Origin of the sequence: Pseudoalteromonas sp. SWYJZ98 (assembly GCF_015864495.1) — a bacterium.
Classification (GTDB): Bacteria; Pseudomonadota; Gammaproteobacteria; order Enterobacterales; family Alteromonadaceae; genus Pseudoalteromonas; species Pseudoalteromonas distincta.
Genome location: NZ_JADYXA010000006.1, coordinates 90,235 through 103,967, shown reverse-complemented (window position 1 = coordinate 103,967; position 13,733 = coordinate 90,235). Strand labels below are relative to the sequence as shown.

The following is a 13,733-nucleotide window of genomic DNA, read 5'->3' as shown; positions in this document are numbered from 1 at the left end:
CGGGCTTTTGGTGCTTTATAATTTTAAACTTGGCCTATAAATTATTGCCTAGTGATCGTGCGCTGCTGCAGATCCTTTAGGGTTACGAATACCTTCTACCATTTGTTGAATTTCTGGTGGTGTCGCTTGGGTAAACTTAAGAACAATTGCAGCAACTGCAAAGTTAATAACCATACCCACTAAGCCAATACCTTCAGGCGAAATACCTAAAAACCAGTTTTCAGGATTGTTAAGCTCAGGGCTAACAAACTTGAAGAAGATAATATACGCAGCGGTAAAGCCAATACCCGTTACCATGCCTGCAATTGCGCCCTCTCGGTTCATTGTTTTAGAGAATATACCCATAATAATTGCTGGGAAGAAACTCGCTGCCGCCAAGCCGAATGCAAATGCCACTACCGATGCCACAAATCCAGGCGGGTTAATACCAAAGTACGCGGAGATAACAATAGCGACCATGGCTGCCAACCTCGCTGCAAGTAACTCTTGCTTGTCGGTAATATCGGGCTTGAGGGTTCGCTTGAGTAAATCGTGCGAAACGGAGGTCGAAATAACCAGTAGTAAACCTGCTGTTGTAGACAGTGCAGCGGCAATACCACCTGCAGCTACTAGTGCAATTACCCATGCTGGTAAATTAGCAATTTCTGGATTTGCTAATACCATAATGTCGCGGTCTACATTTACTTCGTTAGCACTGTTCGGATCGGTGATTTTACCCGCCGTGTAAAACATTCTGCCATCACCATTTTTATCATTAAAAGTAATTAAGCCGGTACGTTCCCAGTTTTTGATCCACGTTGGTGCTTGTGCATACTCTGTACCGCTACCATCTTTACCGTTAATAGTATCAACCATGTTTACGCGAGCAAATGCAGCAACTGCTGGTGCTGTAGTATAAACAATAGCAATAAACACTAAGGTCCATGCCGCTGATATACGCGTATCTTTAACGCGAGGTACAGTGAAAAAGCGAACAATTACATGTGGTAAACCTGCAGTACCCACCATTAATGCACCGGTAATAGCAAATACATCAATCATACTCTTAGAGCCTTCGGTATACTGAGAAAAGCCCAATTGCGAACTTATGCCATCTAGCTTATCAAGTACATAAGCACCTTCTCCGCCAATTAATGTGGCACCAAAACCAGTTTGTGGCAAAAAGTGACCTGTCATCATCATAGAGATAAAAATAGCCGGTACTAAGTAAGCAAATACCAGCACACAATACTGTGCAACTTGCGTATATGTAATGCCTTTCATACCACCTAAAACAGCATAAAAGAATACAATAACCATACCTATGTATACACCGGTTTCAATTTCTACTTCTAAAAAGCGAGAAAAAACCACGCCTACGCCACGCATTTGCCCTGCAATGTAGGTAAAACAAATGAATATGGCACAAAAAATAGCAACTAAACGCGCGGTACGTGAGTAGTAACGGTCGCCAATAAAGTCTGGCACAGTAAACTTGCCGAATTTACGTAAGTAAGGCGCTAAACACATGGCAAGTAATACATAACCACCTGTCCACCCCATTAAGTAAACGCCGCCGTCGTAACCCGCAAACGAAATAATACCCGCCATTGAAATAAACGACGCCGCGCTCATCCAATCGGCAGCGGTTGCCATACCATTAGCTAAGGGAGGTACGCCGCCACCCGCTACATAAAACTCTTTAGTTGAACCCGCTCGGGCCCAAATTGCAATGCCGATATAAAGCGCGAAGCTTAAACCAACAATTAAAAACGTGAGTGTTTGAACATCCATTGCTTAGCTCCTATTCGTCTACGCCATATTTTTTATCTAACGTATTCATTTTGACTACGTACACAAAAATCAAAGCCACAAAGGTATAAATTGAACCTTGCTGGGAGAACCAGAAGCCAAGTTTAAACCCAAAAAAACGTACTTCATTAAGTACATCAACCAGTAATATGCCAAAACCAAAAGACACGACAAACCACACTGCTAACAGTTTAAATAACAGCGAAATGTTTTCTGCCCAATAAGCTTTTGCTTGTTCTTCATCTTTAAAAGCCATTTTTGTTTTCCCCTTTAAGCACCGCAATATCGCGATGAGTGGTTTTTTATCTTCGCTTACCAATTTAGCAACGCTGGTTACATATTGAATTGAGACCATAGTCGTAACAGCTTGTTAACGTTTACGTAAACTGCATTTATCATTCAAGCGTGTTTTATATATTTTTATATTATTTCAATTGCTTAGGCTGTTTTTGTAAGCTGGCTTTATGATTAAATTGATAAGTTGGTCATTAATGCGACATTAGTCTAATGCTCAAGGGTGTTTTATTTTTACTGTTAATATTCAATAAGATATAAATAAAATAAAAGTTTTATTTTAAATTCAACCCTCACACTTAACCTCAGTTCTGGTATTGTGTTAATCCCTCATAGGGATGAGGGACTATTTAAAATAATAAGGTTTAATAACAACATGACTGCCGTACTCATTATTGTTGCTTTAAGTTATATAGGTGTGCTGTTTTGGCTTGCCAATTGGGGCGATAAAACAACCCCTTTAGCAAAGCGTATTAGCCATCACCCATTTGTGTATTCACTCTCACTCGGGATTTACTGTACCTCTTGGACTTATTACGGTTCGGTTGGAACAGCCGCCACCAGCAGTTGGAGTTACTTGCCAATATTATTAGGCCCTGCGTTGCTGTTTTTATTCGGCCAAGGATTTTTACGTAAGCTGGTACTGGTAAGTAAAAAACAAAATATAACGACTATTGCTGACTTTATTTCAGCTCGTTACGGCAAACGTCAAACTACAGCAATAATGGTTACTGTAATCGCATTACTGGCAACCATTCCCTACATTGCACTGCAATTAAAAGCGCTTAGTACAAGCTTTTTACTTTTGCAAAACAGTAATAAAATATCCGGCGATATGCTCGCGCTTTCTGCCACACTAATTATGGCTTTATTTGCTATATTTTTTGGTACTCGCAAAGTTGATGTAACTGAATATCGCTCTGGCTTAATGCTCGCTGTTGCATTTGAATCTATGATTAAACTTATTGCTCTTATTGCCGTTGCGGGGCTTGCAGTATTTACACTTTTTAATTTACCCGAAGCCACCACGAACAAAGTAACTGAGTCTATTTGGGGTCACTGGAGCGATTTTAACTTTTTTAGCTTTAACTTTATTGGCCAGTCTTTAATGGCTGCAGCGGCTATTATATGTTTGCCTCGCCAGTTTCATGTAACCGTGGTCGACAACCAAAACAAACGCCACTTACTTACCGCTCGCTGGGCTTTTCCGCTGTATTTACTACTAACAGCCGCAATGATTTTACCTATTGCGACTGCGGCCATTCATCCTGAAATTGGCAGCGGCTATTCACCCGACAGCTTTGTACTTGCCCTACCGCTAATTAACGACAACGCCTTTTTAATCACCTTTGTATTTATAGGTGGACTATCGGCCGCCACCGCAATGATAGTGGTAGCAACGCTTACATTAAGCACGATGATCTCAAACGATGTGGTACTGCCGTTAATGCTGCGTAGAAAGTTTAAACGTAACTTAATTACCAGCAGTTATAAGTCTCGCATATTACTTGTAAGGCGCTTTGCTATTGCAGGCATATTAATTTTGGCCTATTTCTATCAGCAATGGTTTGGCCATAGTAGCGCACTGGCCAGTATGGGCTTGGTGGCGTTTTCACTTGTTACCCAATTGCTGCCCTCTATTGTGGGTGGTTTATATTGGCGAAAAGGTCATGCTTATGGGGTGTATGCAGGTTTAGTAGCAGGCTTTATTTGCTGGATACTATTTTTAATGCTGCCAATACTCGATGCCGGCACAACCCTTGATAGCGAGCTGCAACAAACGCTTATAACGCGTGGAACCTTGATAGCTTTGTTTGCCAATATTGGTTGTTATATTAGTTTTTCACTTGGGGCTGAGGAGCGCTTAATTGATAAAATTCAGGCCGCTGCTTTTGTTAACCCTAAAGATCAGGCTATTTTATCCAGGCGCTTAAATAAAGACGTAAAAGCCACCGTTTACGACTTTAAAATACTACTGCAAACATTTCTAGGTATTCAGCGCAGCCAACAAGTATTGGCCCATTACGCACTCGCCCATCATTTAAGCGATAACAACGCACACCCAGAGCCTGAATTTATAGCTTACTGCGAACGCGCATTAACGGGCGTGCTTGGTGCATCGTCGGCACAAGCGTTAATACATACGGTATCGTCAGGTAAACGTATGGCGTTTGAGGAAGTAGTAAACTTTTTTGACGAAACCACACAAGCGTTGCAATTTAATCAAAATCTGTTATTTACCTCACTCGAAAATTTAAGCCACGGTATTTCAGTTGTTGATAAAGATTTAAAACTCGTTGCATGGAACAAACGCTACAATGAAATGTTTGGCTACCCTGAAGGCTTTTTAGAAGTAGGCCAACCTATAGAAGACATTATTAGATACAACGCTAACCGTGGTGAATGTGGCCCCGGTGAAATAGAACGCCAAGTAGAAAAACGTGTACAGCATTTAAAATATGGCAGCTCGCATCATTTTATTCGCCACCGTCGTAATGGCCAAGTATACGAAATGATTGGTAATCCGCTGCCCGATGGCGGATTTGTTACCAGCTTTTCAGATATTACAAACCACATAAGTACGCAAAATGCGCTTGAAGAAGTAAACATGGATCTTGAAAACCGCATAGAAGCACGTACTCAAGAAGTGCAAACTATCAATAAAGACTTACAAGCTCAAATAGATAGCCGTGTACAAACTGAGCAAGCACTTACTTTAGCTAAACGAGAAGCAGAGCAAGCCAACGACAGTAAAACGCGCTTTTTAGCACTGGCGAGCCACGACATTTTACAGCCGTTAAATGCAGCACGTTTATACCTTGCCGCTATTGACGAAAAACAGCTCGATAGCACTAACCAAAACAGCTTTGAAAAACTAGGCGACAGTCTCGATTCAACCGTGCATTTAATGTCGGCATTGCTTGAAATAGCTAAGCTTGAGCAAGGCGCTATGACCCCTACCCCTCGCCACTTTTATATTGAAGATATTTTAGCGCCATTGCAAAGTGAATACGCTATTTTATCAAGTGATAAAGGCCTTAAACTTAGTGTGCGTTCAAACCAACAAATTGTGCACAGCGATATAACCTATTTGCGCCGAATTATTCAAAACTTGGTCTCTAATGCAGTTAAATACACCGATAATGGCCGTGTATTAATAGCCTGTAGGAACCGGAAGCACAATTTACGAATAGAAGTATGGGATACAGGCCCAGGTATTAGCGAAGTAGAGCAAGCTAAAATATTTAACGACTTTTACCGTGTTGAGTCGGGCGATAACAAAGGCGTAGGCTTAGGCTTAGGTGTTGTAAAACGTATGGCTGACTTATTAAGTTTGCCGCTTGATGTGCATTCTGAGCCAAATAAAGGTAGCCGTTTTAGCATTGAGGTACCTTATGGTGACGAGCAGTTTGTACAACAAAAAAGTACTACAAACAGCTTAATAGAAAACCGTGCCGCAATTAATATTGTTGCCGTAGACGACGACCCTGAAAATTTAGCAGCAATGGCAAGCTTACTTAAAAAGTGGCAGGCTAATTACACCCTTTTTGATAACATAGATAATGTACTGGCGCATGCTAAGCAAAACGGTGCACCCGATGTTATTTTAATGGACTACCAATTAGGCAATGACTGCGATGGCATAACGCTAATTAAAACCCTGCGCGAAATTTGGCAAAGCCAAGTCCCTGCTATTTTAATTACCGCCGTGCGCGACACCGAGCTTAAACAGGAAACCAAAGCCGCTAATATTCATTATTTAAGTAAGCCAATTAAACCGGGCAAACTAAAGGCACTGCTTAATCACAGTACATAATAAGCTAGTAAAAAGTGATCTAGTTAAAAGTATTCTAGTTAAAAGTGTTCTAGTTAAAAGCTATCAAGTAATAGCGTAAAACAAAAAGCCCAGTATCTTCACTGGGCTTTGCTTTATAAAGTGTTCATAAAATTAAACTGGATTTACTCGGCTTCTAAGCTTTTGGAACAACCAACTTAACCCCACCAATGAAAGCCCTAATCCAATAAACGAAAGCGCTTTAAGTAAGCCCTCCAAGTTAGCCATATCAATTAAAAACACTTTAACAATAACGGCAGCGAGTATGCCCAGGCCTACTTTTTGTATTAATAATTGATTTTTTAAATGCCCAAAAATAACAGTACCCGCCCCCAATACTAACCAAATAACAGAGTAGCTATAGAGCTCTGCATTGCTTGCGCCTTTTGATAAGTAAATGTAAGGACCTTGCCAGTATTGACGAATAAAGCTGTTTATTGCCAATAATATAAAGCCACCTGCAACGGCCAATATAAATGGCGTAGCTTTAGCATTTATTGGTTTTACAAGCTTGGCCAGCCAAAGCGTTAATCCTGCAGGTACTAACCACAATAGTAATAACCAGTTAAATATTGGCAGCTCACCTATGTAAAGTGATTCAAATAATGGGTTATCGTCAAGCAGTGTTTTAATAGCAAAAAGCCCTGCTAACCCCGCAAGTGCAAAACCCGCCACTTTATATAACTTAGCTAAAGTACCGGCAAGTTTTGCTCTGTGTAAATACACACCCCCTAATGCCAGCCAGTTACAGGTAAGGAGTATTTGTTCGTAAAAGTTAAGTGAATCAAATTGCGGATAATGCCCTACTAACTGATAACTTGTTTCGGTAGTAATAAAAAGCGCTAAACAATGAAGGGCTGCACCTTCGAGCCATATTTTAAGTTTTGATGAGTCAAAGCACTTAGCTGCGGCAAAAAATAACGAAATACATAACGGATAAACCACAATACTCCAATGTAAGCCAAATACCGTAAGTGCATCGTAACTTGGTGTCCAAGGTGCGAGCGTTAAGCGCAGTAATAACGCAGCAACCAAGGCTTTTATAGGCCAATACGGCATAGGCACGTTATAGCGTTTAATAAGTACGCTTATAAGTAATACTTGTACAGCAAGTGCAATGGTTAGGCCGCTGTCACTTAGTAGCATGGTAATTGCTAACGTAATATTGGCATTAGCCCCTACCCAATAAGTAAAACGCTGAAAAAGCGTTGTATTATGTTGCGCACACTTTATTAAAATAGCCGCCACTACAAACAATGCAACGGCCCAAAGTGGATATGCAGTACTTAACGCAGAATTAGGAATATGCGTATATAAAGTCGCTATCATTACAAATGCACTAAATGCCCCCGTAATATGAAACGCTAAACGCTTAATCTGTTTTTTACCGTAATAGAGCCCAAAAGCGGTAAGTAACAATCCGAGTAATAAACCCAAACCGTATTCATTTTTGAATATAAAGAGTGCGTCATCAAATAGGTTTGGCGAAAGATGCGTGCGCTGAGCGCCTAATACTAATAGCGTTGAAATAACTAACGCTACGCCCTGCCAAATATCCCAACGGCTATTTTTAAGGACTAAAAACAACACCAATACAATACTTAACACGCCGATTGCTTGCCACTGCATATCAAAGTGACTGATCAACATAGTAAATATTAAGGGCGCTATAAAAGCGAGTAGTAATGCATGATCTGGAAGCACTTTAATTAAGCGTTTTAAACTGTGCGGGCGATGTTCAATAACATTCAGTTTTAGACCTAAGCGCGGTATAGCAATTAACCCTACAATACTAAGTAAAGCAAATGCCCCCATTAACCAAACGGTATTAACTTTAAGTAGCGTAAAACCAACTAAATACCAGCAAATGTGCCCTGCCCATAATAAATACCACAACCAAGCTCGCTGCACTTTATGTGCAACTAACGCAGCCGACAAACTTACAAAACCAACATACATAAATAACGTAAACAAGTTACCGCTGCCTGTATTAACCCATATTGGTACGCTATAAGCGCTAATAATACCCAATACAGCCAATAATGGGCCTAACCTAAGCGCCATAGCACTTGCGCTAATTGCTATAATAGCTAACGCAAAAAATGCCACGGTAGGGCTCAGCATGTCGTAACTGCTGTAAGCTAAAAGCGTTAAAGCAAAACAGGTAATAAACCCGCCGCTTGCAAGCGCTGCGGGTATGTAATTATTAAAGCCTTCAAATACAATGCGTTTATGGTGTAAATAAGCTGCGGCTGCAATTAGGCCAAGCCCAAATAAGCCGCCTAAACTCAACCTCATTACAGGCGATAATAATCCCGCTTCTAGGCTGTATTTAGCTAAAAAGATGCCCCCAAACGCAAGCGCTATTGCGCCTATCCAGGTCATCCAGTTCTCTTCAAACCCTGCGCGCAATTTATTAAATAGTAATTCTATGGCTGATGCTTCAGCTGGTTTGGCTTTTTTAGGAGGCGCTGATAGCTGATTTATTACAGGTGGCGACGCGTTTTGGGACGTTAAGCTTGGCTGTGCTTTATGAGCAATTGGCTCTGATCTTGAAAGCGCTGCCTGAGCCGTAGATGCTTCACTTTGAGGTTCACTTTGCGATATCGATTTATGTGTTTGTAGATGTGTTATTTTGGCCCTTAAAACAGCAACTTCTTGTTTTAATCCATTTAACTGCACTAGCGCTATTAAGCCGCAAATAGCACCGGCAACTACAACCAGTATTACTATGACGGCTAACCCAACTAAATCATCCATGGCACACTCTTATTAATTATTATGCCCTGAGTGTACCTAATTATTAATGAGTAGGTAAATTTTGTTCAATAAAAAAGCCTAAGCACTTAAAGTGCTTAGGCTTTATGCTACTTTATATGTTTAGGTTTATTCAACACTATCGGTAATAGTGCGCTCTAGGGTCATCTTATAACCTGAGCTTGTTGTTTCATCATGCTCTAAAATCAATATGTAGTTACCCTCTTGTGTAAAGTCCATATCGCTTTGTTGAATAAGCACAATTTGCTGGCCGTTGTCTTCGTAAACAACATAAACCGTGTAAATTTCGTTATCTACAACCTGCTCTTCTTGGTCATACTTATCTAGGCCATCGACTACGTTACTAGTGTCGTCTACCGTTTCGCCGTTAAGTGTAAAGTATACATCAACATCTGAAACCGACTGCCCTGCGTAGCTTTCAATTAGGTTTACAACCGATACCGTATGGCTGTAACTGCTTGGTGTTAGATTTTCTTCAACGCTCATCATACGTAAACCGTTATCAACGTCGTTATAGAAAATACCCACCGCACTTTGCTCGCGCTCTAGCGTCATTAAAAAGTTATCAGCTAGTTTTGTACCTTCTTCGTCGTACATCGCTACGCTGTAACTATTAGGCGAAAGTTCAACATAATCGGTATAAGAGTCACTAGCGACTGTATTTGTTGTGTTTACAGTTGTACCGCGTGTAGCAGAAAAGCTTACTGGCGAGTAGTCATCAACGGTATTTATAAAACGTAATTGCCCCAGAGCAGATTGGTGTTTAAGCTCAGTAACGTAGTTATTATCGGTTACTACATCAAGCGTAATACCACCTTCTTCTGTTGCATAACTTGGGCGGATCATTGCTACATAACTTGCTTCATCGTATAAATAAACAGATGAAGACTCGTACACAACATCACTGCTGCCCGCTTCTGTTATGTAAATAGTGTAATAACCTTCATCAACGCTTTGCAGATCTAACTCACTTAAATATTGAGCCGATGAAAAAAGTGTCGCGCTTTCAAATACGCCATCATCAGTTGCTAAGTAAATATCGTAGCTAGTATCCTCACCTGCAATATTGTAAAACCCTAAGTTAAACTCACCCGTATCGCTTGAGATAGGTACGCTAAGCTCTGTAAATGTAGGCTCATCAAAGTTACCACTCATTACTACTAACTGTGTTTTGTCACCCTTAATAGAAATTTCTTGATCGCTAATTGTTATATAGCTGTCGTTAGCATCTAGATACTCAAAACTTACATCATAAGTGTCTGTGCTGTAGTTATGGCGAGTAGTTACATCAGCAAAATCAGCGCCTGAGCGCTCTGTTTCTTCAACAAACAAACGTGTGTATGGGCTATTGTAAGAGCCGTTATACAATTGGATGTAACCTGTAGAGCTTGAGCTATCGTCAGAGCCACAGCCCGACAAAATAGTAATTAGACTTAAGGGTAATGCAGCTTTTAAAAGGGAGTTGGTCATTAAGGTTATTCCTTATTATTAATATCCCCATTATGACCCAAACATTCTATTTTAATTTCATGATTTACAAAGCATTACCCTCACTGACATTTCCTTACGAAAACGTTAAAAAGTGTTGTAAATGTGCAAACAATAAGGACGTGTTTTTATATAATTAAAACGCTTACGGGGCAATTTCAAAACGATCTCGGCCACTCTTCTTAGCTAAATATAAAGCTTGATCAGCGCGCTTCATTACTTTATCTAAAGGCTCATTAGGCGTTTGCATTGCAACACCTATACTTACTGTTAGGTGACGAGAGTTTTGAATATTTATGGTGTGCGCAAGATCAATTAATTGCTGCGAAAAATCACACGCTTGCGTCATATTATTTGTAGGCAAGTAGCCACCAAATTCTTCATCACCGAGGCGAGCAAATTTGTTTTGGTGCGTAAAAGCATTGTCGTATTTAGTTGCTAGTTCTTTAAGCACTACATCACCAACATCATGACCAAATTCATCATTAATTGCTTTAAAGTGGTCTATATCTACAATTAAAATAACGTAAGGTGAGTGCTGAGCATCTTTAGCGTGCTGATAAAAATAACGTCTGTTATGTACCTTGGTTAAATCATCAATAATTAGCTCACGCGCTAATCGATTATTAATACTTTGTACAAAGCGCATCGTTTTAAATAAACCATAGGAAGTTAAAAGCATGCCGCTGGTTCTGCATAAATCTTCAAAATAAATACTTACCCAGTAAGGCTGTATCACTATCTCATCGATTAAATCAGCTGTATTACCCATGGACCAGAGCATTAATCCGAGAGTCGAAAATGTATATGCAAGCTTTGAAAGTTTGGAGCACTGAACCATCCAAAATAAAAAATAAGAACAATTAAATTAATAAAATCAGTTGTAAAACCGTAAACATTATTTTGAACTTGTAAGGGAGGAAAGTTAGTTAGGGAGTAGGCTGAAAAAATAACAATATAAGCTAATAAAAATAGGCTTACAGTTTTATTTTTCCAGCTCATTTTAAAAAAATTAGAAAGCCTGATAGTGAGTTTTACAGTTTCAATCATATTAACCCTAAGCTTTTCGATACTATAAAAAACTATAGCACATTACCAAAAAGGCTTATTAGAATAAGCTGGTTAATAACCTTTAATAATGAGCTTAAATCACCAAGCTTAATCCCCAAACTCCTAACACAAGTAACGTTATTAAAACCATTGCCTTAGTTTTGTGTTTACTAATGATTCGCTCAGCTTCATTACCTGCATAATAAACAATAATAGCCAGACCAAAGTAACGAATAGAACGCGCAATACCCGAGGCCAACAAAAACAGCCAAATAGAGTACTTAGTCGCGCCAGCTGCAAGCATCGCTATTTGAAACGGAATAGGCACTATGCCTAGTGTTATTACAAACCAAAAACCTTGATCTTGCATTTGCTGTTTAACGTTTTCAAATTGCTCAGGGCTCGAAAACGTATTAATAATCCAATCGCCAACCGCATCAAATAAATAGTAACCCAATGCATAACCAAACAATGCACCCACTATGCAGCCTAAGGTCGCCATTAGTGCTATAAGCCATAGCTTTTCTCGACGAGCCTGCATAAGAGGCACAAGCACTGCTTCAAGTGGAATAGGAACTATGGTTGACTCTAAAAACGACGCCACTGTAATACCGCTAAGCATATGCTTAGAGTCAATAAAATTACGCGTTTTTTCTTTTAGCTTTTTTTGAATGGCCATAGTAAATCCTTTTCACTTATCAGTAAGAACAAAAGTATTCAATAAGCCAATAATTACATATTTAGGTTAATACACGCTGAAAACAGTGTACTAAATTTACAGGTCCTAGGGCGTATTGATCTTTGTGGATTGAAATTTGTTCAATCCAAGGAAGATTAAATCGCGGCGCGAGGTTTGTAACCTAGTGGGCTCGGTAACTGCTCCTGCGTTACCCTACTGGCTTACATCCATGTTAGAATAAGTAAAAGTCGAGCAAAGCTTCTGCGTCCTGCTCACGCCCCTTACCTACATCCATGTAGGCAACAAAGAGTTAATCGTCCCTAGAAAGAATCCAGAGGGCAGCGCATGTTTGGTATTTATGCTGCGTTATCGCCTTATTTATGGGGAATAACCACACTACATAGGCTCTGCCTTGCCTAAAAACCAAACACACAGCTGCAAATTCAACCACCAATGATCAATACTCCTTACTGCGTTAACAAATTAGTAATATCCATAAGAATATTTTATTATGTGTCAATGCACTTAAATACCTACCAAAGCAGTTAAAAACTTATGCAAAGTGCGCGTTTTATTCCTTTTAGAAAACAAGATATTGTCGATATGTGTAGCGAAGAGCTTAAAAGCAGTACACAAAAAACATCGTTTAAACAATTTTGTGATTTACTAGCAAGCCTTATTCATTACGATTACCACTCAACACTTGAGTCACTTAAAAACAACTACGCCCCTTTTGATCCCAACAGTGACACGCGATCGTTAGCGCCAGTATCGGAGGATCAAAAAGCGCAGTGCCAACATGAGTTTGCTAAAGACTTTGCCAGGTACTTAACACCGCTAATTTTGAAGTAATCACCAATGAAGACTTACAAGACGCATTAAACGAAGAATCACTATTTAAGGTGCGCCTTGAAGTTGAATTTGACGACTTTGAAGAAGTGGTATTTTATCGCCGTGGCGAGTCGCAGCTCACTGAAACCATTACCAGCTTTTGGGGCTTGCGTAAAAAACCGCTGCACTTTACTAATTACGACCGTGTTGCCGTGTTTATTCGCTTTAAAGATAGCGCTTATTTTGAAGCTAAAAATAAAACGCCAATGGGATTTGAGCCAAGCTCGACCATAGTTAAGCTGTTTCAAAATGTTCCAAAAGCCGACCTTGAAATGCTATTTCCTAATAGCGAAGTACGCATGCGCCCTATTGATAAAATGATTATTGGCTCATCGGCTTTAGTTGGTGGTGCGGTGGTACTTATAACTAAGCTTGGCGCATCAATTTTATTGTTATTTGCTTTGTTTGCCTTTTGGGGTGGTTTTAGAAGTGAAGCTGTAGAAATGACGCAACAACACTTTATTACTTTTGCTATTGGTATGGGGATATTTGGCAGCTTTATTTTTAAAGAATGGAGTAAGTTTAAAAACCGTAAAATTAAATTTATGAAAGCGCTTAGCGATAACCTCTACTTTAAAAACCTTGATAATAATGCCGGTGTTTTTCACACCCTTATTGACGCCGCCGAAGAAGAAGATATAAAAGAAGCCCTGCTTGCGTATACCTTTTTACTAAAATCGGAAAGCGGATTAAGCGCACAAATGCTTGATGAGCAAATAGAGCATTGGTTTAAAAGCAAATACCAGTGCGTTCTTGATTTTGAAATTAGCGACGCGCTTGAAAAGCTGGTACGTATGCGTTTGGTAACGTGTAGTAACGAAATAGAAGGTAATGAAGTGTATAGCGCGCTGAGTTTAGAACACGCAAAAACCATTTTGGATGAGCGCTGGGATAATCTTTTTCAATATAATTAATGTAGTATTTTTT

The 13,733-nt window shown here is 39.7% G+C and carries 7 protein-coding genes and 1 pseudogene; 2 read left to right on the top strand and 6 right to left on the bottom strand.

Annotated features, from left to right (window positions below):
• Positions 1–48: 48 nt before the first annotated feature.
• Both I6F10_RS06770 and I6F10_RS06765 read right to left on the bottom strand, forming a co-directional pair.
• A complete protein-coding gene (locus I6F10_RS06770) occupies positions 49–1,773 on the bottom strand; it encodes a sodium:solute symporter family protein (protein ID WP_165744931.1) in 1,725 nt (574 codons plus the stop codon).
• A 10-nt stretch (positions 1,774–1,783) separates the two neighbouring features.
• Complete coding sequence (locus I6F10_RS06765; protein WP_011327286.1) at positions 1,784–2,047, bottom strand: DUF4212 domain-containing protein; 264 nt, start codon at positions 2,045–2,047, stop codon at positions 1,784–1,786.
• Between the two features lie 414 nt (positions 2,048–2,461).
• Here I6F10_RS06765 and I6F10_RS06760 point away from each other — a divergent pair, with 414 nt between their 5' ends.
• Positions 2,462–5,902 (top strand): PAS domain-containing hybrid sensor histidine kinase/response regulator, encoded by a 3,441-nt coding sequence (locus tag I6F10_RS06760; protein WP_197098664.1) that lies wholly within the window; start codon positions 2,462–2,464, stop codon positions 5,900–5,902.
• 132 nt (positions 5,903–6,034) lie between these two features.
• Here the strand turns inward: I6F10_RS06760 and I6F10_RS06755 are convergent, their stop codons facing one another.
• The 4 genes from I6F10_RS06755 to I6F10_RS06740 form a co-directional block, all read right to left on the bottom strand.
• Entirely contained in the window at positions 6,035–8,680 is a 2,646-nt protein-coding gene (locus tag I6F10_RS06755; RefSeq protein WP_197098663.1) for a DUF2339 domain-containing protein, read from the bottom strand.
• A 126-nt stretch (positions 8,681–8,806) separates the two neighbouring features.
• The gene (locus I6F10_RS06750) at positions 8,807–10,168 is read right to left on the bottom strand and encodes a hypothetical protein (RefSeq protein ID WP_197098662.1); all 1,362 of its coding nucleotides are present in this window, start codon (positions 10,166–10,168) and stop codon (positions 8,807–8,809) included.
• A gap of 163 nt (positions 10,169–10,331) precedes the next feature.
• Positions 10,332–10,958 (bottom strand): GGDEF domain-containing protein, encoded by a 627-nt coding sequence (locus tag I6F10_RS06745; RefSeq protein ID WP_331461824.1) that lies wholly within the window; start codon positions 10,956–10,958, stop codon positions 10,332–10,334.
• A gap of 372 nt (positions 10,959–11,330) precedes the next feature.
• Positions 11,331–11,915: a YqaA family protein gene (locus tag I6F10_RS06740; protein WP_010554604.1), complete on the bottom strand. Its 585-nt coding sequence runs from the start codon at positions 11,913–11,915 to the stop codon at positions 11,331–11,333.
• A gap of 555 nt (positions 11,916–12,470) precedes the next feature.
• Between I6F10_RS06740 and I6F10_RS06735 the strand changes: the two are divergent.
• A pseudogene (locus tag I6F10_RS06735) lies at positions 12,471–13,720 on the top strand (TMEM143 family protein).
• The last annotated feature ends 13 nt before the right edge of the window (positions 13,721–13,733 follow it).

Bases quoted from the DNA above. Each gene is read 5' to 3' on its own strand.
- I6F10_RS06760 (WP_197098664.1), top strand. From the start codon at position 2,462: ATGACTGCCGTACTCATTATTGTTGCTTTAAGTTATATAGGTGTGCTG.
- I6F10_RS06765 (WP_011327286.1), bottom strand. From the start codon at position 2,047: ATGGCTTTTAAAGATGAAGAACAAGCAAAAGCTTATTGGGCAGAAAAC.
- I6F10_RS06755 (WP_197098663.1), bottom strand. From the start codon at position 8,680: ATGGATGATTTAGTTGGGTTAGCCGTCATAGTAATACTGGTTGTAGTT.
- I6F10_RS06745 (WP_331461824.1), bottom strand. From the start codon at position 10,958: ATGGGTAATACAGCTGATTTAATCGATGAGATAGTGATACAGCCTTAC.
- I6F10_RS06770 (WP_165744931.1), bottom strand. From the start codon at position 1,773: ATGGATGTTCAAACACTCACGTTTTTAATTGTTGGTTTAAGCTTCGCG.
- I6F10_RS06750 (WP_197098662.1), bottom strand. From the start codon at position 10,168: ATGACCAACTCCCTTTTAAAAGCTGCATTACCCTTAAGTCTAATTACT.
- I6F10_RS06740 (WP_010554604.1), bottom strand. From the start codon at position 11,915: ATGGCCATTCAAAAAAAGCTAAAAGAAAAAACGCGTAATTTTATTGAC.